22 protein-coding genes and 2 tRNA genes are annotated in these 24945 nt (G+C 69.2%); 9 read left to right on the forward strand and 15 right to left on the reverse strand.

Annotated features, from left to right (window positions below):
• Positions 1 to 161: 161 nt before the first annotated feature.
• The gene (locus tag IH50_RS0103325; RefSeq protein ID WP_037871929.1) at positions 162 to 941 is read right to left on the reverse strand and encodes a DUF881 domain-containing protein; all 780 of its coding nucleotides are present in this window, start codon (positions 939 to 941) and stop codon (positions 162 to 164) included.
• A 141-nt stretch (positions 942 to 1082) separates the two neighbouring features.
• Here IH50_RS0103325 and crgA point away from each other — a divergent pair, with 141 nt between their 5' ends.
• On the forward strand, positions 1083 to 1337 hold the full coding sequence (gene crgA / locus IH50_RS0103330; protein ID WP_030857015.1) for a cell division protein CrgA: 255 nt from the start codon (positions 1083 to 1085) through the stop codon (positions 1335 to 1337).
• A 279-nt stretch (positions 1338 to 1616) separates the two neighbouring features.
• Here crgA and IH50_RS0103335 read toward each other — a convergent pair whose 3' ends face one another.
• Both IH50_RS0103335 and IH50_RS0103340 read right to left on the reverse strand, forming a co-directional pair.
• The gene (locus IH50_RS0103335) at positions 1617 to 2504 is read right to left on the reverse strand and encodes a rhomboid family intramembrane serine protease (RefSeq protein WP_030857017.1); all 888 of its coding nucleotides are present in this window, start codon (positions 2502 to 2504) and stop codon (positions 1617 to 1619) included.
• A 103-nt stretch (positions 2505 to 2607) separates the two neighbouring features.
• Positions 2608 to 3144: a peptidylprolyl isomerase gene (locus IH50_RS0103340; RefSeq protein ID WP_030857019.1), complete on the reverse strand. Its 537-nt coding sequence runs from the start codon at positions 3142 to 3144 to the stop codon at positions 2608 to 2610.
• A gap of 338 nt (positions 3145 to 3482) precedes the next feature.
• Here IH50_RS0103340 and IH50_RS0103345 point away from each other — a divergent pair, with 338 nt between their 5' ends.
• A complete protein-coding gene (locus IH50_RS0103345; protein WP_030857020.1) occupies positions 3483 to 4187 on the forward strand; it encodes a DUF5324 family protein in 705 nt (234 codons plus the stop codon).
• A 124-nt stretch (positions 4188 to 4311) separates the two neighbouring features.
• Here IH50_RS0103345 and IH50_RS0103350 read toward each other — a convergent pair.
• Positions 4312 to 4384, reverse strand: a tRNA-Ala gene (locus tag IH50_RS0103350).
• A 182-nt stretch (positions 4385 to 4566) separates the two neighbouring features.
• Here IH50_RS0103350 and IH50_RS0103355 point away from each other — a divergent pair.
• Both IH50_RS0103355 and IH50_RS0103360 read left to right on the forward strand, forming a co-directional pair.
• Positions 4567 to 5115: a helix-turn-helix domain-containing protein gene (locus tag IH50_RS0103355; protein ID WP_030857021.1), complete on the forward strand. Its 549-nt coding sequence runs from the start codon at positions 4567 to 4569 to the stop codon at positions 5113 to 5115.
• Between the two features lie 87 nt (positions 5116 to 5202).
• Positions 5203 to 6780: a serine/threonine-protein kinase gene (locus IH50_RS0103360; protein WP_030857022.1), complete on the forward strand. Its 1578-nt coding sequence runs from the start codon at positions 5203 to 5205 to the stop codon at positions 6778 to 6780.
• Between the two features lie 26 nt (positions 6781 to 6806).
• Here the strand turns inward: IH50_RS0103360 and IH50_RS0103365 are convergent, their stop codons facing one another.
• Together IH50_RS0103365 and IH50_RS39300 are read right to left on the reverse strand one after the other, a co-directional pair.
• Entirely contained in the window at positions 6807 to 8078 is a 1272-nt protein-coding gene (locus tag IH50_RS0103365; RefSeq protein WP_234328078.1) for a hypothetical protein, read from the reverse strand.
• Positions 8079 to 8288: 210 nt separating this feature from the next.
• Positions 8289 to 8417: a DLW-39 family protein gene (locus tag IH50_RS39300; protein ID WP_003999697.1), complete on the reverse strand. Its 129-nt coding sequence runs from the start codon at positions 8415 to 8417 to the stop codon at positions 8289 to 8291.
• A 339-nt stretch (positions 8418 to 8756) separates the two neighbouring features.
• Here IH50_RS39300 and IH50_RS0103375 point away from each other — a divergent pair, with 339 nt between their 5' ends.
• On the forward strand, positions 8757 to 9125 hold the full coding sequence (locus IH50_RS0103375; RefSeq protein WP_030857024.1) for a DUF6344 domain-containing protein: 369 nt from the start codon (positions 8757 to 8759) through the stop codon (positions 9123 to 9125).
• Positions 9126 to 9392: 267 nt separating this feature from the next.
• Here the strand turns inward: IH50_RS0103375 and IH50_RS0103380 are convergent.
• The 9 genes from IH50_RS0103380 to dnaA all read right to left on the reverse strand — a co-directional run bounded on the left by IH50_RS0103380 (position 9393) and on the right by dnaA (position 22387).
• Positions 9393 to 9469 (reverse strand) — tRNA-Ile (locus IH50_RS0103380).
• Between the two features lie 121 nt (positions 9470 to 9590).
• Positions 9591 to 10337 (reverse strand): DUF3566 domain-containing protein, encoded by a 747-nt coding sequence (locus tag IH50_RS0103385; protein ID WP_030857026.1) that lies wholly within the window; start codon positions 10335 to 10337, stop codon positions 9591 to 9593.
• Positions 10338 to 10355: 18 nt separating this feature from the next.
• Positions 10356 to 12950 (reverse strand): DNA gyrase subunit A, encoded by a 2595-nt coding sequence (gene gyrA, locus IH50_RS0103390; RefSeq protein WP_030857028.1) that lies wholly within the window; start codon positions 12948 to 12950, stop codon positions 10356 to 10358.
• 42 nt (positions 12951 to 12992) lie between these two features.
• Complete coding sequence (gene gyrB / locus IH50_RS0103395) at positions 12993 to 15053, reverse strand: DNA topoisomerase (ATP-hydrolyzing) subunit B (RefSeq protein WP_199822033.1); 2061 nt, start codon at positions 15051 to 15053, stop codon at positions 12993 to 12995.
• Positions 15054 to 15485: 432 nt separating this feature from the next.
• On the reverse strand, positions 15486 to 16028 hold the full coding sequence (locus IH50_RS0103400) for a DUF721 domain-containing protein (RefSeq protein WP_030857033.1): 543 nt from the start codon (positions 16026 to 16028) through the stop codon (positions 15486 to 15488).
• Complete coding sequence (recF, locus tag IH50_RS0103405; protein WP_030857035.1) at positions 16025 to 17146, reverse strand: DNA replication/repair protein RecF; 1122 nt, start codon at positions 17144 to 17146, stop codon at positions 16025 to 16027. The genes IH50_RS0103400 and recF overlap by 4 nt, the downstream gene beginning before the upstream one ends.
• A gap of 88 nt (positions 17147 to 17234) precedes the next feature.
• Positions 17235 to 18110 carry a phosphogluconate dehydrogenase (NAD(+)-dependent, decarboxylating) gene (gnd, locus tag IH50_RS0103410; protein ID WP_030857037.1) on the reverse strand — a complete coding sequence of 292 codons (876 nt, stop codon included), beginning with the start codon at positions 18108 to 18110 and terminating at the stop codon, positions 17235 to 17237.
• 224 nt (positions 18111 to 18334) lie between these two features.
• Positions 18335 to 19465: a DNA polymerase III subunit beta gene (gene dnaN, locus IH50_RS0103415; protein WP_030857039.1), complete on the reverse strand. Its 1131-nt coding sequence runs from the start codon at positions 19463 to 19465 to the stop codon at positions 18335 to 18337.
• Between the two features lie 954 nt (positions 19466 to 20419).
• On the reverse strand, positions 20420 to 22387 hold the full coding sequence (dnaA, locus tag IH50_RS0103420) for a chromosomal replication initiator protein DnaA (RefSeq protein WP_078913826.1): 1968 nt from the start codon (positions 22385 to 22387) through the stop codon (positions 20420 to 20422).
• 392 nt (positions 22388 to 22779) lie between these two features.
• On the opposite strand from dnaA, the gene rpmH reads away from it, so the two are divergent.
• Genes rpmH through yidC form a run of 4 tightly spaced genes read left to right on the forward strand, consistent with a single transcriptional unit; the run spans position 22780 to position 24938 of the window.
• Positions 22780 to 22917: a 50S ribosomal protein L34 gene (gene rpmH / locus IH50_RS39315; protein ID WP_003956500.1), complete on the forward strand. Its 138-nt coding sequence runs from the start codon at positions 22780 to 22782 to the stop codon at positions 22915 to 22917.
• 21 nt (positions 22918 to 22938) lie between these two features.
• Positions 22939 to 23310 (forward strand): ribonuclease P protein component, encoded by a 372-nt coding sequence (gene rnpA, locus IH50_RS39320; protein WP_078913827.1) that lies wholly within the window; start codon positions 22939 to 22941, stop codon positions 23308 to 23310.
• A complete protein-coding gene (yidD, locus tag IH50_RS39325) occupies positions 23307 to 23681 on the forward strand; it encodes a membrane protein insertion efficiency factor YidD (protein WP_078913828.1) in 375 nt (124 codons plus the stop codon). The genes rnpA and yidD overlap by 4 nt, the downstream gene beginning before the upstream one ends.
• A gap of 3 nt (positions 23682 to 23684) precedes the next feature.
• Positions 23685 to 24938, forward strand: a complete 1254-nt coding sequence (gene yidC, locus IH50_RS0103430; protein ID WP_030857045.1) for a membrane protein insertase YidC — start codon at positions 23685 to 23687, stop codon at positions 24936 to 24938.
• Positions 24939 to 24945 lie beyond the last annotated feature (7 nt).

Genomic DNA, 24945 nt, shown 5'->3' on the forward strand with positions numbered 1-24945 from the left:
GCCGTACGCCAACAGACTAACGGCGCGACCCCTCCGTTTTCCCGGCCTCCGCAGGCTGTGTGAGGTCGGGGCGGGCCCGGCCACGTGCACCCACGCATACGTGATTCGGGGCCGATCGCCTCGATGTCCGGGGATGTTTCACGTGAAACCCGGAAGGACCGCTACTCCACGGGCTTCGCATAGTGCAGGTCCACCGTGCCCGAGTAGCCGGGCAGCGTCACCGTCCCGTTGTCCTCGACCTGCCAGCCGAGCCCGTAGACATTGACGTACACCATGTAGTTCTGGATCGCCGGCGAGGCGCTGAGCGCCTGCTTCAGCTTCTCGGGATCACCGACCGCCGTGATCTTGTACGGCGGCGAGTAGACGCGGCCCTGGAGGATCAGGGTGTTGCCCACACAGCGCACGGCGCTGGTGGAGATCAGCCGCTGGTCCATGACCTTGACGCCCTCGGCGCCGCCCTGCCACATCGCGTTCACCACGGCCTGGAGGTCCTGCTGGTGGATGACCAGGTAGTCGGGCTGTGGCTCGGGATAGCCGGGGAGCTTGGCGGTGGCGTCCGGCGGCGCGTCGTCGAGGGTGACCGTGATCGCCTCACCCTTGAGCTGCTGCGTACCGGCGCGCTTCTCCAGGGCGGCGAGCTTGTCGTCCTCCGCCTTGGTGCTGCCGTCGTCGCGCTCGGCGAGGGACTCCACGTCGTCGCGCAGCGCTCCGTTGGACTCCTCCAGCTCGCCGTTCTTGCGGCTGCGCTCGTGGATCAGGTCGGAGAGCTTCAGCAGCGAGGCGTCCGTGCGGATGTTGGTGCCCTTGGCCGTGTCGAAGCTGGTGAAGAAGATGAGTCCCGCCAGGGCGAAGACGCCCGCGGTGAGGATCCGCACGGGCCGGAGACGGCGCCGGCGGGCAGCACTGGATTCCTTCCCGGGGAAGTCGGCAGAATTGCTCAACGTACCCTTATCTCCTTCGGCGCCGTGGAAGCACTACGCTAACGGACGCCCGGGGGAGTGCTCGGAGTCCCCTTGTACGCTGCCCCGAGCCCGACCCAGTTCCCTGCGCGGCCACGCAGCGCATCGACAGGAGAGACCCTCGTGCCGAAGTCACGTATCCGCAAGAAGGCCGACTACACGCCGCCGCCGGCGAAGCAGACGACCGCGCTCAAGCTGACCAACCGTGCCTGGGTCGCGCCGGTGATGCTGGCCATGTTCCTCATCGGCCTGGCCTGGATCGTCGTCTTCTACGTCACCGACGGTTCGCTGCCCATCGACGCCCTGGGCAACTGGAACATCGTGGTGGGCTTCGGGTTCATCGCCGCCGGGTTCGGCGTCTCCACCCAGTGGAAGTAACGCTCACCGCACGGTGAGCGCTCCCCTGCCCAGGGCTGTCCATCAGCTCTGGGCAGGGTTGTCCTCTGAGTTATCCACAACCCTTGTCCACATGTGGATAGGAGACCCGATCTGTGGATAACTTTCGGGACCTTGACGCCGGTGTGACAGAAATACCAGTAACCGAAAATCTGTTCGCACACTGTCTGAGCTGCGGAAACGCTGGTCGATCACCCAGCACACAGCCTTCAGGGCACCCTGTGCACAAGATCCGCCACCGACTGTGGACAAACCCGATGCTCAGGTGAGCTGCGCCGTCCTCAGCAGGGTCATCAGGACGACCACGGCCAGCACCAACGCACAGGTGCCGTACTGCACCAGCGACCGCCGCTCGCGCGGAGCGTGCACCATGGCATACCCGATCACGACACCGGCGACGAGCCCGCCGACATGGGCCTGCCAGGCGATGTTGCCCCAGCCGAACGTGATGATCACGTTGATCACCAGCAGGGCGATGACCGGCCGCATGTCGTAGTTGAGCCGGCGCATCAGTACGGCGGTCGCGCCGAACAGCCCGAAGATCGCGCCGGACGCGCCGAGCGAGGCCGTGGTCCCCGCGGCCAGCAGATACGTCAGCGCACTGCCCGCCAGGCCCGAGATCAGATAGAGCGCCAGATAGCGGACGCGGCCGAGAGCCTGCTCCAGCGGTCCGCCGAGCCACCACAGACCGAGCATGTTGAAGCCGATGTGCCAGATCTCCTCATGCGTGAACATCGAGGTGAACAGGCGGTACCACTCGCCCTCGGCCACCCCCTCGGTGGGGAGGAACGGCGCCGGCGGCCAGACGCCGACCAGCACGAGGTGGTCCAGCAGGGACGACCGGACCTGTACGGCGATGAACACCGCGAGGTTGATCCCGAGGAGGATCTTGGTCAGCAGCCGGGGATCGGCGGCGACGGCTCCACCGGCGAGCGTGCGGGGCAGGGAGGCCGTCGGCGCGTGGCCTGTGCCCGATCCCTTGCGGACGCACTCCGGGCACTGGAACCCGACCGAGGCGTCGACCATGCACTCGGGGCAGATCGGCCGCTCGCACCGGGTGCAGCGGATGCCGGTCTCGCGGTCCGGGTGGCGATAGCAGACGGGGACGCGCTGGGCGTCCTGCGGAGTGCCGGCTGCCTGGTCGTCCATGGGATCCCCTAGGTCGTGTGGAAAAGCCCCGCCCCGCCCATCCTTACGGATGAGCGGGGCGTTTGGTTCCCTTCGGGGGCTTTCGTACTCCGGGGACGGGGTGTCAGCCCTTGGTGATCTCGCCGATCACGACCGACTCGATCACGACGTCGTTCACCGGGCGGTCGGTGCGCGGGTTGGTCTGCGTGGCCGCGATGGCGTCGACGACCTTCTGGCTGGCGGCGTCGGCGACCTCACCGAAGATGGTGTGCTTGCGGTTCAGCCAGGCCGTCGGCGCAACGGTGATGAAGAACTGCGAGCCGTTGGTGCCCGGCCCGGCGTTGGCCATCGCCAGCAGGTAGGGCTTGTCGAAGCGCAGGTCCGGGTGGAACTCGTCCTCGAACTGGTAACCGGGACCACCGGTGCCGTTGCCCAGCGGGTCCCCGCCCTGGATCATGAAACCGCTGATCACCCGGTGGAAGACCGTACCGTCATAGAGCTTGTCCGTGGTCTTCGCACCGGTCTGCGGGTGGGTCCACTCCCGCTCGCCCTTGGCGAGCTCGACGAAGTTCTTGACCGTGACCGGCGCCTGGTTCGGGAAGAGCCGGACCTGGATGTCGCCGTGGTTGGTCTTGAGGGTGGCGTTGAGCTGCTCAGCCACGATGTGCCTTCCGTTGTCTTTCCGTGACTCCCTGATCCTCGCACGGACAGGGCGCGCAGTCGCCCGGCGTCCGCTCACAGGTGACGGACCGGGCCGTTCCCCTTGCGCGGAACCGGGTGGGCGGTCCCGCGCCGGGGGCACATGGCGGCGATCCGTGGCATTGTCGACGACAAGCTCCTGTTGCCCGGATTCATCCGCTATCACAGTCGATATCACCACCGATCACGTTCATCGGCACCCGGATGCCCGTCCGCGCATGCCGCGCAGTGACCCGGCAGGCATGATCCGTAAAAGGGTGGAAAGTCGAAATACCGTACGCCACCGAGGAGGAGGAACCCGTGACCCGCATCGACAGCGTGCGCGCCGCGACCGGTTCGGCGAAGGACAGCGTGCTGCACGCCGCGGAAGCGGTGGCGCCCTACGCCGACACGGCCAAGGTCAGGGCCGCGCACTACGCGCAGGAGGCCCGCGTACGGCTCGCGCCCATGGTGACGCAGGCCGCAGGCCAGGCCCGCGTCCAGTACGGCGCCCATGTGCAGCCGTATCTGGAGCAGGCCCGGACGCATGTGCCACCGAAGGTCGACCTGGCCGCCCACCAGGCCGCCGACCGCACCCGCAAGGTCGCCCGGCAGGCAGCGGACTACTCCCGTCCGAGGATCGAGCAGGCGGTGGCCGCCGCCGGCCCCATGACGGAAGAGGCCGCGGCCCGTGGCGCGGCGGCGCTGATCGCGCTGCGCGGCCAGGTTCCGGCGCGGCAGATCCAGAAGCTGGTCCGCAAGCAGCAGCGGCGGGCGAAGACCGGCCGTGCCGCGAGGATGGTCCTGATCCTGGGCGCCGTGGCGGGCGGTGCCTTCGCCGCCTGGAAGTGGTGGGACAAGCAGGCCAACCCGGACTGGCTGGTGGAGCCGCCGGCCGCGACGGATGTGCCGTCGGGGTCGGCCAGGCTGACGCCGGTGGACGGCAGCAGCGGGGCCACGCTCGACCCGGAGGTCGAGGCCAAGGAGGCCGAGGAGGAGGCCGCCCGGCGCGACGACCAGACCTGACGCGCGGCGGCGTCAACGTCGCGGTGGGGCAGGAGACTTGGACGTCTCCTGCCCCACCGCGCCGTTTCACGTGAAACAAGGAACCCCTCCCACCGCGTTTCCGCAGGTGGGAGGGGTTCGATTGTGGAGCCTAGGGGAGTCGAACCCCTGACATCTGCCATGCAAAGACAGCGCTCTACCAACTGAGCTAAGGCCCCGGAGGAAAGCGTCCACCTGCGAGAACCGCATCCCGGTGGGCGCCTGGGACCAGAGTACCGGGTCCCCCCGGGGATTCCGCAAAAAGATTGGGGGTCCCCGTGACCGACCACTCTCCGTAAGATGCTCGGACGTGGTTCGCTACAGCGAACCACGGTTCTTGGGGAAGCGATGGGGAGACGCAATGGACGCCGCACAGCAGGAAGCCACCGCAAGAGCGCGGGAACTGCAGCGGAACTGGTACGGGGAGCCGCTGGGGGCGCTCTTCCGTAGGCTCATAGACGACCTGGGCCTCAACCAGGCTCGTCTCGCGGGGGTTCTGGGACTGTCCGCACCGATGCTGTCGCAGCTGATGAGCGGCCAGCGGGCGAAGATCGGAAATCCCGCCGTGGTGCAGCGGGTGCAGCTGCTGCAGGACCTGGCGGGGCAGGTCGCCGACGGCAGTGTGAGCGCGGCCGAGGCGACCGAGCGCATGGACGAGATCAAGAGGTCCCAGGGGGGCTCGGTGCTCAGCAACACCACGCAGACGACGAGCGGTTCGGGAGCGCCCACGGTCAAGCGGGTGGTCCGTGAGATCCAGTCCCTGTTGCGTTCGGTGGCCGCCGCCGGCGACATCATCGAGGCCGCCGACACCCTCGCCCCCACGCACCCCGAACTGGCAGAGTTCCTCCGGGTCTACGGCGCGGGCCGCACCTCCGACGCGGTCACGCACTACCAGTCCCACCAGAACTGATTCCCCGCCCGGCGGCCGGAGGGGGATCCGGCCGGCGGGGACGCGGGGAAGACGGGGGACACCGCAGGGGAGGGGCGACGCACAGCGATGGGTGAGGTCTTCGCCGGCCGGTACGAACTGGTCGATCCGATCGGGCGCGGGGGTGTCGGTGCCGTCTGGCGCGCCTGGGACCACCGCCGCCGCCGTTATGTGGCCGCCAAGGTGCTGCTGCAGAGCGACGCCCACTCCCTGCTCCGTTTCGTGCGCGAGCAGGCGCTGCGGATCGATCATCCTCATGTCCTGGCGCCCACGAGCTGGGCCGCCGACGACGACCAGGTCCTGTTCACCATGGACCTGGTCGCCGGCGGTTCGCTGGTCCACCTGGTCGGTGACTACGGCCCGCTGCCGCCGGCCTTCGTCTGCACCCTGCTCGACCAGTTGCTGGCGGGGCTCGCCGCGGTGCACGCGGAGGATGTCGTGCACCGTGACATCAAGCCCGCCAACGTGCTCCTGGAGGCCACCGGCACGGGCAGGCCGCGGTTGCGGCTGTCGGACTTCGGCATCGCGATGCGGCTGGGTGAGCCCCGGCTGACCGAGACCAACCTGGTGGTGGGCACGCCGGGTTATCTCGCGCCGGAGCAGCTGATGGGCTCCGAACCGGACTTCCCCGCCGACCTGTTCGCCGTGGGCCTGGTGGCGCTGTACCTGCTGGAGGGCGCCAAGCCGGACGCCAAGGCCCTCATCCAGTACTTCGCCGACCACGGGACGCCCGGTGCGCCCCAGGGCGTCCCCGAGCCGCTGTGGCAGGTGGTGGCCTCGCTGCTCCAGCCGGATCCACAGGCGCGGTTCCGTACGGCCACGGGGGCGCGGAAGGCGCTCGCGGCCGCCGCGGAGCTCCTTCCGGAGCCCGGCCCCGACGACGAACTGATCGAGATCTTCGACCAACTGGGCCCCTTGCCGCCGGGGTTCGCCGCGGACGGTCCGCTGAAGCGGGCTTCGGGCGTGGTGCGTACGGTCCCGCGGGAGGAGCGGGGTTCTCCGACCGGTTCCGGGTCCATCGGGGGCGCGGGCGGCGCGGACGCCTCCGGCGGTACGACCGGCCCCGGATCCGTCCGGGACACGGGCGGCACCGCCGGCCCCGGATCCGTCCGGCCGGCCACGGCGGCGGGCGCCGGCACGAACGCCGGAACCGGCTCGGGTGAGCACGGTGCGGGCCCGGACGGGGGCGGAGGCGTCGTACCCGCCGATCCGCGTCCGGGCACCGCGTCCGGCGCCTCCCCGCGACCGCCCGGCATGTCGGACACCGGGAGCTTCCCCCTGCCGCCGCCCCGGGCCATGCTCACCTCCTCCCCCGCGCCCGCTCCGCCGCCCCCCGAGCAGGCGCCCCGGGTGCCTGTGCGGCACCGGCCGGCCGACGCCGTACCGTCCGTGTTCCCCCACGACCCCACTCACCGGCTGCGCTCCCCCCTGCCGCGGCCGGCCGCGCGGCCCGACGCCTCCACCGCGGAGTACACCGCCCAGGCCCCGCCCGCGGGCGAGGCACGGTCACAGGGCGGGCCCACCGCCCCCCGGACCCATCGCCGGCGCAGCCGGCGCCCCGGTCCTCCGGCACGGGTGGCCGTTCCCCTGCTGCTTCTGGCCCTGGCCTGCTACGCCGTGGGGTTCTGGGCCCTCACGCGTCTCTGACCGCCGCTGTCCGGGCTGTCCACGGCCTACGGAACGGCCCGTCGCCGGGCCGCCAGCGTCCACACACCGAGCCCCGCCAGCAGTGCGGTGCCCGTGCCGATGCCGCCCACGGCGAGCGCCCGGAAGGTGGTGTCGTCGCCCGCGTCCTCGCCCCCGGCCGCCGCCTCCCGGTCCTCCTCCGTGACCGTGAAGACGTCCGGCGGCACGGACTCCCCCGCGTATCCGGGCCCGTCCTGTGCCGCACCGTCCAGCCGTACCCGCAGCGTCAGCGGGACGGGCCCGTCGCCGAAGTCGTCCGCCACCGCGGCCGAGAGGTGCGCGACGAGGTAGTAGGAGCCGGCGAACCGCATCGCCCCGGTCTGGCGGCCGCCGGCGTGCCGGTTGGCGTACAGGACCGGCGGGAGGGGTGCGAGGCTCTCCGCCTTCCGGCTGCCGTCGTAGCCGACGCCCACGTCCACGACGCGACCGCGTACGGGGTTGTAGAGGTCCAGGTCCAGCGCGGCGGCGGTATAGCCTCTGACGCCCTTGCCCGAACCGCCCAGTTCGGCGGTGGCGTGGAGCTGCCGGCCCCAGTCGACGGGGACCTTGTAGAAGAGTGTCTGGCCGGGGCGGATGTCGTCCCGCCAGACCCCCTGGCCGACGGGGGTGGCCCGGGAGAAGCCCGCGCCTCCGGAGCGCCGTTCGGGCTTCCCGGTGAAGGGCTGGGGCGGGGCGGAGTTCCACTCCTTCGGCGCGCTCGGCGCACCGGCCTGCTCCACAGGGGGTTCCGCCACCGCGGTGAGCTCCATCTCCCAGGGGCCGGGGGAGGAGCCCTCCCCGTCCGGGTCGACGCGTTCGACGCTCAGGTAGTACGTACCGGCCTCCTGGCAGAGTGATCTCCCGGGGGAGATCTCCCGCATGGCCCACGCGGCGACCGGATGCCGGCTGCCGGCGGTGCCGAAGCTCGCCGTGTCCACGTCGCAGGAGCGGCCCTCGCCGTCCTGCACGGACACCTTGACCCCGTCGATGACGGAGGCGGTGCGGCCGGCCGGGGGCGCGGCGGTGGCGGAGACGTACGTGCTCGTGGTGGCGTCGAGTTCGAGGCGGTAGTGGACCGCGCCGCTCGCCGGGAGGGTGCTCCGGTAGGTGCGGCCGGGCTTCAGCTCCATGGCGTCCGCGGTGCTCGCGGTGCCGTCGATCCTCCGCGCGTCCTCGGCGAAGGCATAGGCCCCGGTGTCGTCGGCGGTCTCGTCCGCGACGGCCGCCCGCCCCGGCAGCACACCGGCCAGCGCCAGCACCGTCACGGACGCGAGCGTCACCACGCCCGCGCGTCCGCCGGCCGGGGGGCTGACGCGCCCAGCCCGGGTCCTGCCCCGCCGTCCCCTCACGCGCCACCCCTCGTCGTCGCCCGGACGTCGCACCGCGCCCACATCCTGCCCCGCGGACGAGGCCCTGCGACAAGTCCCCGGCACACACAAAACCCCGACCGCGTGGGCGGCCGGGGTCTGTTCAGCGTCGGATGTCGGTACTCACGAACCCGTGGGCACGGAGTCAGTCGCCTCCGTCCACAGATCCTGCTCGGCGCGATCCGCCTGGATCTGGCGGTACACGAGGAGCCCGCCGATGGCGGCCAGTGCGACCAGGAGAAGCTTCTTCACCGCGCGACCTCGTCTTTCCTTGACGTAGGGGACCTCTGCCGCCCGACTATACACACCGGTCGATACCGATCGGTGACCTGCGTCGGCTCCACCAACTGCCCTCCGGAACGGCGCAGTAGAAGCGGAGTACGGCGATCCGGCCGGAGGGTGACCACATCCGCACGGACGGTCACTTTGGCAGTCTTTCCGCCGCCTCTGCATCTTTTCTCCGCCCATGCGCCCATCCGTGTGGTGTTCATCTGAACATCCACGCGCCACGAGCGTCGGTCCACCACTTAGCGAGCCCCATACACATCATGAGGAAAGTACGCAAATCGCCCAACCCGAAAGTGAGGGGCCATGGCCCGGAACAAGGTCATGAAGCTGTGGAACGCCATCGTCACCGCCTTCCTCGCGCTGTGCACGGCGCTCGGACTCATCACCACGACCGCTTCCGCGGCCGTACCGCAGACCGACAAGACGCGCAACAGCGACAGCACCCCGAACATGTCGGCGCCGACGACGCCCCTGCGGCCCCGGTCACTGGCCAGGGCCCTGCCCCCCACGATGAAACAGCGCATCCACGCCGAGGCCCACGGCAAGTCTCCCAGTTGCCGGCACCGTCCGCTCTCGGACACGACGGCGGAGTCCGGCTCCGCGGACTGCTCCGACGACACGACGTCCCCCCGCACGGAACCCGCCGCCGGCCGCATCCCCCTCCAGCGCTGATCCCCGGGCCTCCGCCGCCCCTCCTCGCGCCGTCGCCGCCTCCCCGAGTCCTGGCGAACTCGCGTACGGCACCACGGCCCGAGCCGACACCAGAAGACCCCGGTCGACATCCGACCGGGGTCTTCTTCGCTGTCCACGGCAGGGGACGGGTGCCGGTCGCCGTCCGGATCCCGCCCCTCCAGGCAGGTTCCCGGGCGCCGCCCGCCGGCTGATGCGCCCCGTGAATACCGAAGACCCCCAGCCGGTACCGGCTGGGGGTCTTCTCGCTGGTGGGGCTAACAGGATTTGAACCTGTGGCCTCATCCTTATCAGGGATGCGCTCTAACCAACTGAGCTATAGCCCCGCCGCGCTCTGCGGTGTGTGTCCCGCGCGCTGACTCCTGAAGATTAGCGCACGACCGGGGCAGTCCCAAAATCGGTTGTCGCGGGGCCCTCAGAACGGGCGGGGAGACCGCTGTGAGCAGCTCACTCGTCCTCGGCCAGCGTCAGCTCGACACCGCCCACGAAACCCGCGGAGAGGTTGTAGATGAACGCGCCGAGCGTCGCCAGCGCCGTCGCCAGGACGACGTCGATGACCGCGATGACCGTCGTGAACATCAGGACGTTGGGCAGCGACAGGAACGACTGGAGGTCGAAGCCGTTCGACTCGTTGGAGCCGGTCGCCTCGGAGATCGTGCTGCCGACCGTCGAGAACACGCCCATGGCGTCCATGACCATCCACAGCACCGCGGACGCGACGATCGTGCAGATGCCGAGCGCGATGGAGAGCAGGAAGCTGACCTTCATCACCGACCACGGGTCGGCCTTCGACACCCGCAGACGCGCCTTGCGCACGCGCGGGGTGGTGCGCGCCCCCGTGCGGGGACGTCGTACCGCGCCGGTCTGGCCGGCCGCCGTACCGGCCTGCGCCGGGTAGGCCTGCGGCGGGTGGTACGGGCCCGCCTGCTGCTGCGACTGCCGTTCCCCCGGCAGTGGTGAGGCCGTCTGAGCGGCGGCGCCCTGCTCGGGCGCGGCCTGCTGCGGGCCTCGGGTGTCCGTCACGGTCCCCCCCTGGGATCCCTGCCTGCTGGACGAGGAGGCGCCCTTGACGGGCGCCTTGATCGCTTTGAGATTGGTCGTGTGCGGATCGGCCGTCGGCGCGGCGGAGCCACGGCCGCTGCCGTCCGTTCCCCTGTTGGTACCGGTCGGTCCGGCGCCCGTGGCTCCGCTCACGCTGACTCACTCCTCGTGCTACTCGGACGAGGGCGCCTCACCCTCGTCCGTGCCGGCGGTCGCGTCCCCGTCGGCGGCCCCGTCCACGGCCACGTCGCCGTCGACTTCCTCCGCCTCGCGTCCAGCCTCGGCGTTACGGGCGATGCCGACCACGGCATCGCGCTTGCCCAGATTGATCAGTTGGACGCCCATGGTGTCACGGCCGGTTTCCCTGATCTCGTTGACTCGCGTACGAATCACACCGCCCGACAGCGTGATGGCGAGGATCTCGTCGGTCTCCTCGACCACCAGCGCGCCGACGAGGGTGCCGCGGTCCTCGACGATCTTGGCAGCCTTGATGCCGAGACCGCCACGCCCCTGGACGCGGTACTCGTCGACTGCGGTCCGCTTCGCGTACCCGCCGTCTGTGGCAGTGAACACGAACGTACCGGGTCGGACAACATTCATCGAGAGCAGCTCGTCCCCTTCGCGGAAACTCATGCCCTTGACGCCCGAGGTCGCACGGCCCATGGGGCGGAGCGTGTCGTCGGTCGCCGTGAACCTGATCGACTGCGCCTTCTTGCTGATCAGCAGCAGATCGTCGTCGGACGAGACGAGTTCGGCGCCGATCAGTTCGTCGTCGGAACCGTCCTCCTGCTCCCGCAGGTTGATCGCGATCACACCGCCCGAGCGCGGGGAGTCGTAGTCCTTCAGCGGCGTCTTCTTCACCAGGCCCGCCTTGGTGGCCAGGACCAGGTAGGGCATCGCCTCGTAGTCGCGGATCGCGCGGATCTGGGCGATCGTCTCGTCCGGCTGGAAGGCCAGCAGGTTCGCCACGTGCTGTCCGCGCGCGTCCCGGCCGGCGTCGGGCAGCTCGTAGGCCTTCACCCGGTAGACCCGGCCCTTGTTGGTGAAGAACAGCAGCCAGTGGTGGGTGGTGGACACGAAGAAGTGGTTGACGATGTCGTCTTCCTTGAGCTTCGTGCCGCGTACGCCCTTGCCGCCGCGCTTCTGGGCCCGGTAGTCGTCGGTCTTGGTGCGCTTGATGTAGCCGCCGCGCGTGACCGTGACGACGATGTCCTCCTCGGCGATCAGGTCCTCGATGGACATGTCGCCCTCGTAGGGGATCAGCTTCGTCTTGCGGTCGTCGCCGTACTTCTCGACGAGCGCGGCCAGCTCCTGGCTGACGATGCCGCGCTGGCGGACTGGGGAGGCGAGGATCTCGTTGTACTCGTTGATCTTCGCCTGGAGTTCGTCGTGCTCCTGGACGATCTTCTGGCGCTCCAGGGCGGCCAGCCGGCGCAGCTGCATCTCGAGGATGGCGTTGGCCTGGATGTCGTCGATCTCCAGGAGGTCCATCAGGCCCCCGCGCGCGATCTCCACGGTGTCACTGCGCCGGATCAGCGCGATGACCTCGTCGATGGCGTCCAGGGCCTTCAGCAGGCCGCGCAGGATGTGCGCCCGCTCCTCGGCCTTGCGCAGCCTGAAGCGCGTACGGCGGACGATGACCTCGATCTGGTGGTTCACCCAGTGCCGGATGAACGCGTCCAGCGAGAGCGTGCGCGGCACGCCGTCGACCAGCGCCAGCATGTTGGCGCCGAAGTTGGTCTGCAGGTCGGTGTGCTTGTAGAGGTTGTTCAGGACGACCTTGGCGACCGCGTCCCGCTTCAGCACGATGACCAGGCGCTGGCCGGTCCGGGACGACGTCTCGTCACGGACGTCCGCGATGCCGCCGATCTTGCCGTCCTTCACCAGGTCGGCGATCTTCTGCGCGAGGTTGTCGGGGTTGGTCTGGTAGGGCAGCTCCGTGACCACCAGGCACTGGCGGTTCTGGATCTCCTCGACCTCGACCACCGCGCGCATGGTGATCGAGCCGCGGCCCGTGCGGTACGCCTCCTCGATGCCCTTGCGGCCGACCACCAGGGCGCCGGTCGGGAAGTCGGGGCCCTTGATGCGCTCGATGAGCGCGTCCAGCAGCTCCTCGTGCGAGGACTCGAAGTTCTCCAGGTACCACTGGGCGCCGGCCGCGACCTCCCGCAGGTTGTGCGGCGGGATGTTGGTCGCCATGCCGACCGCGATACCGGCCGAGCCGTTGATCAGCAGGTTCGGGAAGCGGGCCGGCAGGACGGTCGGCTCCTGGGAACGGCCGTCGTAGTTGTCCGTGAAGTCGACGGTCTCCTCGTCGATGTCGCGGACCATCTCCATCGACAGCGGCGCCATCTTGCACTCGGTGTAGCGCATGGCCGCCGCCGGGTCGTTGCCCGGCGAGCCGAAGTTGCCGTTGGAGTCGACGAGCGGCATCCGCATCGACCAGGGCTGGGCGAGGCGCACCAGGGCGTCGTAGATGGAGCTGTCGCCGTGCGGGTGGTAGTTGCCCATGACGTCGCCGACGACGCGGGCGCACTTGTAGAAGCCGCGCTCGGGGCGGTAGCCGCCGTCGTACATGGCGTACAGCACGCGGCGGTGCACGGGCTTGAGGCCGTCACGGACGTCCGGCAGCGCACGCGAGACGATGACGGACATCGCGTAGTCGAGGTACGAGCGCTGCATCTCCGTCTCGAGCCCGACGGGCTCGACGCGCATGGCCAGGGCGTCGCCCTCGGGCGTCGTCACAGGAGTGTTCTCGTCGGTCATTGCTGGTGAAGGTCCTTCCTGGTGCGGTCAGCTGAGACCGACTCAGATGTCGAGGAAGCGGACGTCCTTGGCGTTGCGCTGGATGAACGCGCGGCGGGCTTCGACGTCCTCGCCCATGAGAACCGAGAACAGGTCGTCGGCCTGGGCGGCGTCGTCCAGGGTGACCTGGCCGAGAACCCGGTGCTCCTGGTCCATCGTGGTGACGCGCAGCTCCTCGGCGTTCATCTCACCGAGACCCTTGAAGCGCTGGACGGAGTCCTCGCGGACGCGCTTGCCGGCGTTGCGGCCCATCTCGATCAGCGCGTCGCGCTCGCGGTCGGAGTACGCGTACTCGAAGTCGTCCCGGCCCCATTTGATCTTGTAGAGCGGAGGGCGGGACAGGTACACGTGTCCAGCCTCGACCAGCGGCCGCATGAAGCGGAACAGGAAGGTCAGCAGCAGGGTGTTGATGTGCTGGCCGTCGACGTCGGCGTCCGCCATCAGGATGATCTTGTGATAGCGGAGCTTCTCGATGTCGAAGTCCTCGTGCACACCGGTGCCGAACGCGGAGATCATCGCCTGGATCTCCTGGTTCTGCAGGATCCGGTCGATGCGCGCCTTCTCGACGTTGAGGATCTTGCCGCGGATCGGGAGGATCGCCTGGTACTGCGGGTTGCGGCCGGACTTGGCCGAACCGCCCGCGGAGTCACCCTCGACGATGAAGATCTCGCACTTGGTGGGGTCGTTCGACTGGCAGTCGGACAGCTTGCCCGGCAGTGACGCCGACTCCAGCAGGCCCTTGCGGCGGGTCAGGTCACGCGCCTTGCGGGCCGCCACGCGCGCGGTGGCCGCCGCGATGCCCTTGCGGATGATGTCCGCGGCCTCGTTGGGGTTGCGGTCCAGCCAGTCGTTGAGGTGCTCGTAGACGACCTTCTGGACGAAGGTCTTCACCTCGGTGTTGCCCAGCTTGGTCTTGGTCTGGCCCTCGAACTGCGGCTCGCTCAGCTTGACCGAGATGATCGCGGTCAGACCCTCGCGGATGTCGTCACCCGTGAGGTTGTCGTCCTTCTCCCGCAGCAGCTTCTTGTCCCGCGCGTACTTGTTGATGAGCGAGGTGAGCGCCGCGCGGAAGCCCTCTTCGTGCGTACCGCCCTCGTGGGTGTGGATGATGTTGGCGAAGGAGTACACACCCTCGGTGTAACCGCTGTTCCACTGCATCGCGATCTCGAGGGACAGATGCCTGTCCTTGTCCTCGGCCTCGAGGTCGATCACGGTGGGGTGCACCATCTCTCCCTTGCGGGAGTTGAGGTACTTCACGAAGTCGACGATGCCGCCCTCGTAGTGGTACGAGACGGTCTTGACCTCGTGCTTCTCGTCCTCGCCCGCCTCGTCCGCACCGGCGGTGGCCTTCGCCGACTCGCGCTCGTCGGTGAGGTTGATGCGCAGGCCCTTGTTGAGGAACGCCATCTCCTGGAAGCGCCGGGAGAGCGTCTCGAAGGAGTAGTCGGTGGTCTCGAAGATGTCGCCGTCGGCCCAGAAGGTGACCGACGTCCCGGTCTCCTCGGTGGCCTCGTGCCGGGCGAGGGGCGCGGTGGGGACACCCAGCTTGTACTCCTGCGTCCAGCGGTAACCGTCGGTCCTGACCTCGACGGCGACGCGCGTCGACAGCGCGTTGACCACGGAGACGCCCACGCCGTGCAGACCGCCGGAGACCGCGTAACCGCCGCCGCCGAACTTGCCGCCCGCGTGCAGCACGGTCAGTACGACCTCGACGGCGGGCTTGCCCTCGGAGGGGACGATGCCCACCGGGATGCCGCGGCCGTTGTCGACGACGCGGACGCCGCCGTCCGCCAGGATCGTGACGTCGATGGTGTCCGCGTGGCCGGCCAGCGCCTCGTCGACCGAGTTGTCGACGACCTCCTGCACCAGGTGGTGCAGTCCCCGCTCGCCGGTCGACCCGATGTACATACCGGGTCGCTTACGGACCGCGTCCAGGCCCTCGAGGACGGTGATGGCACTCGCGTCGTACGACGTGGAACCCTCGCCGGTCGGGGCGCTCGCCGCGTCGCTGACGCCGGTGTCGGTGGACGGGATGTTCTCGTTGGGGTTGCCGGAATCGGCCACGAAGCGCCCTTTCTGGCACAGCACGAGCCGGGCTCGTCGGCAGGTTGCCGGAGCGGCTGCGGCATGTTGCGTTGGTAAGCCTTGATCAGCGTTGCTCAGCTTTTCCCGGGCGGTCCCCACGTTCGGGGCGGGATTGTCTTCCATTCTACCGGTAGCACTGACATCGATGGGGGTTTGCCGGTACCTGAGTCCGCATGTGCCGCCCTCAACCGGTCTCGCCCGACTCCCGATATGCGGATGGGGGCTCCAAGAGCCCCACAAGGGCACTCAGCGCTTCGGGCCGTCAACCCTTGGCTACTTAGGAGTCAGGTGGCGATTCGCAACCGTGTGCGATGCCGCGACGAAACGGGCATCAGCGGCCGGACAGCACCGCCGAGACGCGTACTGTGATGTCCATCACGTAGGGCTGAAGGGCCCGAAACGGGCGCCCGATCACCCGTACGTGTCCCCGGGACCCGTGCTTCCGGGGGCCCGCAGAGGCCCGAAGCGACGGACCGGACCACCGGGGCCGACGACCTTGATCAGCCGCACGGTGCCATGCCCGAGGTCCTCGTTCAGACGCGCGACCAGGGTCGGCGCGAGCAGCCGCAGATTCGTCGCCCACGCCGTGGAGTCGCAGCGCACGACCAGCACCCGCTCGTCCTCGTCGTACCGCTCCGGCTCACAGTGCTTGGCCACGTCCTCGCCGACGATCTCCGGCCAGCGCCCCATCACGCCGCCCACCGCGGCCGGGGCCTCCCAGCCACGCTCGCTGAGCAGCCGGCTGATCGCCGGACCCAGCGCCATCGGATCACGCCGGTCGGCACGCGCACCGGAGCGCAGGCCGCCGCGCCGCACCTGCTTCCGCTGCTGCGCCGCGTCCCCACGCGCGCGTGCCGCCTCCCTGGCCGCGCGCAACGCCACGCGCGCGAGGTCGACACCGGACGGCTCGGGGGCCTTCCCGGCACCGCTTCCGGGCGTGCCCTGCTCGGTCATACGCGCTCCACCGTCCCCTCGGACACCGCGAACCGCGCGCCCGCCAGCACATGGGGTACGTCGTCGTCGACCGCCGCGGTCACCAGAACCTGCTCGCCGGGCGCCACCAGCTCGGCCAGCCGCTCGCGCCGCCGCGCGTCCAGCTCGGCGAAGACGTCGTCGAGCACCAGCACCGGCTCGTTGCCCTCCGCGCGCAACAGGTCGTAGGAGGCCAGCCGGAGCGCCAGCGCGTACGACCAGGACTCGCCGTGGGAGGCGTAGCCCTTGGCGGGCAACTGCCCCAGCTTGAGCAACAGGTCGTCACGATGCGGACCGACCAGGGTGACGCCCCGCTCGATCTCCTGCTTGCGCGCCTCGGCGAGCGCGGCCATCAGCTGCTCGAAGAGATCCTCACGCGTGTGGGCCTCACCGGGCGCGGACGGCCTGTACTCCAGGGCGACCGGCCCGCCACCGGGCGCGAGCTGCTCGTACGCCTTGTCGGCCAACGGCTGGAGCGTGGCGATCAGGTCCAGCCGCTGCGCCAGAAGCTCGGCGCCCGCACGCGCGAGGTGCTGGTCCCAGACGTCGAGCGTGGACAGGTCCATGGTGCGGCCGCCGTGCCGGCGCGCCAGCGCGGCCGACTTCAGCAGGGTGTTGCGCTGCTTGAGCACCCGGTCGTAGTCGGAGCGGACACCGGCCATGCGCGGGGAGCGCGCGGTGATCAGCTCGTCCAGGAACCGGCGCCGCTCACCGGGGTCGCCCTTGATCAGGGCGAGGTCCTCGGGCGCGAACAGCACCGTGCGCACGATCCCCAGCACGTCCCGGGGCCTGACCTGCGAGGACCTGTTGATGCGGGCGCGGTTGGCGCGGCCCGGGTTCAGCTCCAGCTCGACGAGCTGCTGCCGCTCGCCCTGACGGACCTGGGCCCGGACGATCGCGCGGTCGGCGCCCATGCGGACCAGCGGGGCGTCGGAGGAGACCCGGTGGCTGCCGAGGGTGGCGAGGTAGCCGACCGCCTCGACCAGGTTCGTCTTGCCCTGCCCGTTGGGCCCGACGAAGGCCGTCACCCCCGGGTCGAGCGATACCTCGACCCGGGGATAGGACCGGAAGTCGGCCAGCGACAGATGCGTGACGTGCATGGTCGTTCCGCCGACCTCCCCTGGCGTCGCGGACCGCGGAAACGGTCCTGTGGATACGGTCCTGTGGGTACGGGACGTGCCCTGTGGACTACTTCTTCTCGACCGCGTGGCCGCCGAACTGGTTCCGCAGCGCCGCGATCATCTTCATCTGCGGCGAGTCCTCCTGCCGGGAGGCGAACCGCGCGAACAGCGAGGCGGTGATCGCCGGCAGCGGGACCGCGTTGTCGATGGCGGCCTCCACCGTCCAGCGTCCCTCACCGGAGTCCTGTGCAAAACCCCGGAGCCCGTCCAGGTGCTCGTCCTCGTCCAGGGCGTTCACCGCGAGGTCGAGCAGCCAGGAACGGATGACGGTGCCCTCCTGCCAGGAGCGGAACACCTCCCGGACGTCGGTCACCGAGTCGACCTTCTCCAGGAGCTCCCAGCCCTCGGCGTAGGCCTGCATCATGGCGTACTCGATGCCGTTGTGGACCATCTTCGCGAAGTGGCCCGCGCCGACCTTGCCCGCGTGCACCGAGCCGAAGTCGCCCTCCGGCTTGAGGGCGTCGAACACCGGCTGCACCTTGGCGACGTTCTCCTTGTCGCCGCCGTACATCAGCGCGTAACCGTTCTCCAGGCCCCAGACGCCGCCCGAGACGCCGCAGTCGACGAAGCCGATGCCCTTGGCCGCCAGCTCCTCGGCGTGCTTCTCGTCGTCCGTCCAGCGGGAGTTGCCGCCGTCCACGACGACGTCACCCGGCTCGAGCAGCTCGGCGAGCTCGTCGATCGTGGACTGGGTCGGCCCGCCCGCCGGAACCATCACCCACACCACACGGGGGCCGCTGAGCTTGTCCACAAGCTCCCGCAGGCTGTGGACATCGGCGAGGTCCGGGTTGCGGTCGTATCCGAGGACGGTGTGGCCTGCGCGGCGGATCCGCTCGCGCATGTTGCCGCCCATCTTGCCGAGGCCGACGAGACCGAGCTCCATCAGTTGTGATCCTTAGGTATGCGACGTGGCGTGACGGCACGTACGTGCCGGCGTCCGAGCCTAAACCCGGACGCCCGCGCACATCTGTGGGCATACGCGCTCATGCGCTGCCCTCACCTGCGGCTTTGCTCGGGACGCCGGTCAGCCGCTGAGCCGCACCGGCATACCGCGGTCGTGTGGGAGACGATCCCCACACCCCCGGCAGCCGCCGCGGCGGGCGCACCTCAGCCGCTGAGCCGCACCGGCATGATCAGGTACTTGTAGGCGTCGTCCGCCTCCGCGTCCACCGCCGGACGGCCGCTGAGCAGCGCCGGCTTGGTGGACGTGGTGAAGGACAGCTGGGCCACCGGGGAGTCGATGGCGCTCAGGCCGTCCAGCAGGAACGTCGGGTTGAAGGCGATCGAGATGTCGTCGCCCTCCAACTGGGCGTCGACCCTTTCCACAGCCTGTGCGTCGTCGCTGGAACCGGCCTCCAGGATGAGCACGCCCTGCTCGAAGCTCAGCCGCACCGGGGTGTTGCGCTCGGCGACCAGGGCCACGCGCTTGACGGCCTCCACGAAGGGGGCGGTCTCGATCACGGCGACGCTGTTGAACTCGGTCGGGAACAGCGTGCGGTACTTCGGGAGGTCGCCCTCCAGCAGACGCGTGGTGGTACGGCGGCCGGCCCCCTCGAAGCCGATCAGGCCCTCGCCCGCACCCGAGCCGGACAGCGCCAGGATCACCTGGTCACCGCTGGTCAGTGCCTTGGCGGTGTCCTGGAGCGTCTTGGCGGGCACCAGGGCGACCGCGGAGACCTCCGGGTTCTCCGGCTTCCACAGGAACTCGCGGACCGCGAAGCGGTAGCGGTCGGTGGAGGCCAGCGTGACGGTGTCGCCCTCGATCTCGATGCGCACACCGGTGAGGACGGGCAGCGTGTCGTCACGGCCGGCCGCGATGGCGACCTGCTGCACGGCGGAGGCGAAGACCTCGCCGGGGACCGTGCCCGTCGCGTTCGGCATCTGCGGCAGGGCCGGGTATTCCTCCACAGGCAGTGTGTGGAGGGTGAACCGCGAGGAGCCGCAGACCACCGTCGCCCGTACACCGTCTGTGGAAATCTCCACCGGCCGGTTGGGGAGGGCGCGGGAGATGTCGGCCAGCAGCCGCCCCGAGACGAGGACCGTGCCCTCCTCCTCGACCTCCGCCTCCACCGACACCCGCGCGGAGACCTCGTAGTCGAAGCTGGACAGGCTCAGCTGGCCGTCCTCGGCCTTCAGGAGCAGGCCGGCGAGGACAGGGGCCGGCGGACGGGCCGGGAGGCTGCGTGCCGCCCAGGCCACTGCCTCCGCGAGTACGTCGCGTTCCACCCGGATCTTCACTGTTGCCGCCTCCTGCTGTTGCCGGCGCTTCTCGCCCTGCCTGGCTTTCGTCGTCTGACTCGGTGTCGTCGGCCCCGGTGAGGGGAAGGACACCGGGAACAGTCTGACGCACCGCACTGACAGTAGGTGCCCCTCGGGGTCAAGTCGTGACGAGTGGCAGTCGGGGCCGAGACACCGAGTTGTGCACAGGGCCTCCTTCGAAACGGATTCCTCGCTCTCTCTAGTTGGGAGTAGTAGTAGGGCCTGTGGATACCGTGGATAACCTCGTTTGCGCAGGTCAGGTCGGGGATTTTGTCCACCGGTCCTGTGGGTGGAGGCCGTGGACAACTGGGCGTCTCTGTGGAGAACGGAAAGTTCTGCACATCCCGTACACAGGGAGGGGCGAGTTCTCCCCAGCTTCGTCCCCAGGTTTGAGGCTCTTTCCCACAGGCCCCTTCGACGGGTCGGTGTGACGCCTTTCACTCGCCACGGTGAGAGAGTGCGTCGTGTTGCCGAACAGTGGACAGCCATGTGGAGAACTGGGCGATCACTGGGGACAACCGCCTCCAGCCTGTGGGTTGCCCGTGGACAACTCGGTGCACAGGTTGCGGACCTCCAGTTTTTCCACAGCCTGTGGAGATCGCTTTTCCACGTATCCACACCCCGCTGAACTGGCCCGATGACTCCTGGACAGGCTGCCCTGTGGACAAGATCGGGACAACTTCCCGGTCCCCAGGATGTGGACGGGAAAAAGTCACCGAATCTGTGGAAGAAGGCCGTAACCCGGCTTCGGAATCGAACAGCGCCGAGGTGCTCCACGAGGAGGCGAGGTGCTCCAGGAGACGAAGAGGGCACCCTCAGACCGCTCGGGGAGACGAAGAGGGCTCCCTCGGACCGCTCCGGGACACGAAAAGGCGCCCCCGGATCGCTCCAGGGGCGCCCTCGACGAAGGACCGTCCGGTCTGTGGGCCGCCCTCAGCCGGCCTTGATGCGGTTGGTGAGCTCGGTGACCTGGTTGTAGATGGAGCGCCGCTCGGCCATCAGATTGCGGATCTTCCGGTCGGCGTGCATCACCGTGGTGTGGTCACGGCCGCCGAACAGCGCGCCGATCTTCGGCAGCGACAGGTCCGTCAGCTCACGGCACAGGTACATGGCGATCTGGCGGGCCGTCACCAGTTGCCGGCCCCGGGAGCTGCCGCACAGGTCCTCGACCGCGAGGCCGAAGTAGTCGGCCGTGGCGCCCATGATGGCCGTCGAAGTGATCTCCGGCGTCGAGTCGTCGCCGCCGGGCATCAGGTCCTTGAGGACGATCTCCGTCAGGCCCAGGTCCACCGGCTGCCGGTTGAGCGAGGCGAACGCCGTCACCCGGATCAGCGCGCCCTCCAGCTCACGGATGTTCCGCGAGATCCGGGAGGCGATGAATTCCAGCACCTCCGGCGGGGCGTTGAGCTGTTCCTGCACCGCCTTCTTGCGCAGGATCGCGATGCGGGTCTCCAGCTCCGGCGGCTGGACGTCGGTGATCAGACCCCACTCGAAACGGTTCCGCAGCCGGTCCTCCAGCGTGACCAGCTGCTTGGGCGGCCGGTCGCTGGAGAGCACGATCTGCTTGTTGGCGTTGTGGAGCGTGTTGAAGGTGTGGAAGAACTCCTCCTGCGTCGACTCCTTGTCCGCCAGGAACTGGATGTCGTCGACGAGCAGGATGTCCATCTCGCGGTACCGCTTGCGGAAGCTGTCGCCCTTGCCGTCGCGGATGGAGTTGATGAACTCGTTGGTGAACTCCTCCGAGCTCACGTACCGCACGCGCGTGCCGGGGTACAGGCTCCGCGCGTAGTGTCCGATCGCGTGCAGCAGATGGGTCTTGCCGAGCCCGGACTCCCCGTAGATGAACAGCGGGTTGTAGGCCTTCGCCGGTGCCTCGGCGACGGCGACCGCGGCCGCGTGCGCGAAGCGGTTGGACGCGCCGATGACGAACGTGTCGAAGAGGTACTTCGGGTTCAGCCGCGCGGTCGGCTCACCGGGGCCGGCCGCCGGTGCCGGCTGTGCCGCCAGCGGGCCGGGCGCGCCGGTGGTGGGCAGGTTCGGGCCCACCGGGCCGCCGCGGTGGACGTGCCCGGATCCGGCGGGCGGATCGGGCAGCTCACGGCGCCTGGCGTCACGCTGGTCGTAGTCGCCGCGTGAGGTGTCGTAGTCGGATCGCTGCTGGTCGTAGGACGGCCGGTCCATGGGCTGCGGACGGTAGTCCTGCGCGGGCGGGCCGCCGCTGTAGCCGTCCTGCGAGCCGTACGAGTCCTGGGAGCCGTAGGCGTCCTGCGGGGGTGTGGCGTACGGGTCCCGTTCCGGGAAGCCGAGGCGCTGCTGCTGCCAGCCGTACTCCTCCTGCGCCGGCCGCGGCCAGCCGCCGGGCTCCGGGCGCTGGTACTCCGACGGGTAGGCGGGGCGGGCGGTGGGCAGCTGGTCACCGGAGGGGCCCTGCTGCTGGTCGGTACGGCGGCGGCCGTAGCTCTCGTAGCCGTCGTATCCCTCGTACGGTTCGCGCTCCTGCCGGTCCGGCCGGTCGGACCGCTCCAGGTGATCGGGGCGCTCAGGGCGTTCCTGGCGGACGGCCGGGAGCTCGGGCTCCTCGTAGCGCGGCTGGGGGCGGGGCGCCGGCGGGGGCGAGGGCTCGCCGACGGTGTCGTCGACGGTGATCGCGATACGGATCGGGCGTCCGCACTCGCGGCTCAGGCTTTCGCTGACGACGGGGGCGAGGCGGCCCTCGAGCACGCCCTTCGCGAACTCGTTGGGTACGGCGAGCAGCGCGGTGTCGGCGACGAGTGCCAGCGGCTGGCAGCGCCGGATCCAGTGCTCGTCCTTGCCCTCGACCCCCTGTCCGCGGCCCTCCCCGAGGAGCTGCTCCAGTACACGTGGCCACACTGCGGCAAGATCGGCAGGTACGTCAGCCACAGGGCACGCTCTCTCACAGGTCCTTCGATCGTGTGATGCGGAGGACGGGTCGGGATGTGAATCGGGTGGTGGGGGGATTAAGGAAACGACTCGTCAAGGGAACGAACCGGAGTCAAGCCACGGTAGTCAGCGCGGCCGGTACGGTTCAAGTTGTTGTCCCCAGGCTGTGGACAAGTGTCCCTCAGTCGTCGCCGGTTTGACCGAATGGCGCAGCCGCGCGTACCGTGACCAGGTCGAGTTGTCGATGGCTGCTGCCGCCTGCCTCCGATGGGCACAGATCGCGCAAGGTGATCGGTCAGCGGTGCACTCGGGCGTAACGCGAGCTACTCGTGGGCGCACGGTGACAGCCAGGACGGCACCCCGCAAACACCGAGTCTTTCTGGAGCCCCCGAGTGAGCAAGCGCACCTTCCAGCCGAACAACCGTCGTCGCGCCAAGACCCACGGCTTCCGGCTGCGTATGCGCACCCGTGCCGGCCGCGCGATTCTCGCGTCCCGCCGTAGCAAGGGTCGCGCCCGTCTGTCCGCCTGATCCCGGTCAGGTCATGCCGTCGTGCTGCCCACCGAGAACCGGCTGAGGCGGCGCGAGGACTTCGCGACCGCAGTACGACGAGGGCGCCGGGCAGGAAGCCGGCATCTCGTCGTCCATCTTCGTAGCGGTGCCACGGACCCGCATGCGCCTGGGGAGAGCGCTCCCCCGTCGTGTGCGGGTTTCGTCGTGAGCAAGGCCGTGGGTGGTGCGGTGGTGCGCAACAAGGTGAAGCGCAGGCTTCGCCATCTGATGCGTGAGCGAGTGGACCAGTTGCCCCCCGGTAGCCTGGTAGTCGTACGAGCGCTGCCCGGTGCGGGTGACGCCGACCATGTACAACTGGCCCGAGACCTGGATGCCGCCCTGCGGCGGCTGCTGGGAGGGGGCGCGCGATGAAGTACCCGCTGCTGGTTCTGATCAAGATCTACCAGTGGACGATCAGTCCGCTGCTGGGACCGGTGTGCAGGTACTACCCGTCGTGTTCCCACTACGGCTACACGGCCATTGACCGGCACGGTGCCCTCAAGGGCACGGCGCTCACGGCCTGGCGCATCCTCCGGTGCAATCCGTGGTCGCCGGGTGGCGTGGACCATGTCCCGCCGCGTAAGCGCCCGCGGTGGCACGAAATGCTGCGTGACGCCTGGCGTGCACGCGGGGGCGGGACCTCCGCCGCCGAACCGGCCACCGAGGGGCGGACCTCTCCCACAGGTCCGGCGAGCCCTTCGAGCCCGGCCGCAGAGACCCCGTCCCATGCCCAAGGAGCATGATTAGTGGACACGATTGCCAGCCTCTTCAGCTTCATCACGACACCTGTCTCCTGGGTCATCGTCCAGTTCCACAGCGTGTACGGCGCCATCTTCGGCCCTGACACCGGCTGGGCCTGGGGCCTGTCCATCGTGTCCCTGGTGATTCTGATCCGTATCTGCCTGATCCCGCTCTTCGTGAAGCAGATCAAGGCGACGCGCGCGATGCAGACGCTCCAGCCGGAGATGAAGAAGATCCAGGAGCGCTACAAGAACGACCGGCAGCGCCAGTCCGAAGAGATGATGAAGCTGTACAAGGAGACGGGCACCAACCCGCTCTCCTCGTGCCTTCCCATCCTGGCGCAGTCACCGTTCTTCTTCGCCCTGTACCACGTGCTCAACGGCATCGCGTCGGGTGACACCATCGGTGTGATCAACGAGCGCCTGCTGGAGAGCGCGCAGAAGGCCCACATCTTCGGTGCCCCGCTTGCGGCGAAGTTCACGGACAGCGCGGACAAGGTCGAGGCGCTCAACGCCTCGCTGACCGATGTCCGGGCCGTCACGGCCGTCATGATCGTCCTGATGTCGCTGTCGCAGTTCTACACGCAGCGCCAGCTGATGACGAAGAACGTCGACACCACGGTGAAGACGCCGTTCATGCAGCAGCAGAAGATGCTGATGTACGTCTTCCCCATCATCTTCGCCGTCTTCGGTATCAACTTCCCGGTCGGTGTCCTCGTCTACTGGCTGACCACCAACGTGTGGACCATGGGCCAGCAGATGTACGTCATCCACAACAACCCCACGCCGGGTTCCAAGGCTCAGGCCGCGTACCTGGAGCGTCTCTCCAAGAGTGTCTCCAAGCACGGCAGGACCCGCAGCCGCGGTGAGCGCGCCATCGTCAAGGCCATCGTGGCGAAGGGCCGGGACCGCAACGAGCACGAGCGCAAGTTCATCAACGGTCTGAACAAGGAGGGCCTCGCGGCCCAGGCCGACGGCACGGTGATCAAGAGCGAGAGCACGGCCGCCGCCCAGGCCGAGGAAGCGGCCGCCGTCAAGCGGCAGCAGCCCAAGCGGCAGACCAAGTCCCAGCGCCAGTCCGGTACGGCCAAGACGGCCGGTGAGCCCACCTCGCTGACCAAGTCCGACAAGCCCGAGGACACCAAGCCCGCCGGCCCTGCCAAGAAGGACAACGCCAAGTCCGCCGGCAGTACCCGCAGCAGGGCCCAGTCCGGGCAGCGCAAGGGTCCGCAGCGGCCCAAGTCCCCGTCCAAGAAGTAAGAAGGAG

The sequence above is a fragment of the Streptomyces sp. NRRL S-37 genome (assembly GCF_000721605.1).
Classification (GTDB): Bacteria; Actinomycetota; Actinomycetes; order Streptomycetales; family Streptomycetaceae; genus Streptomyces.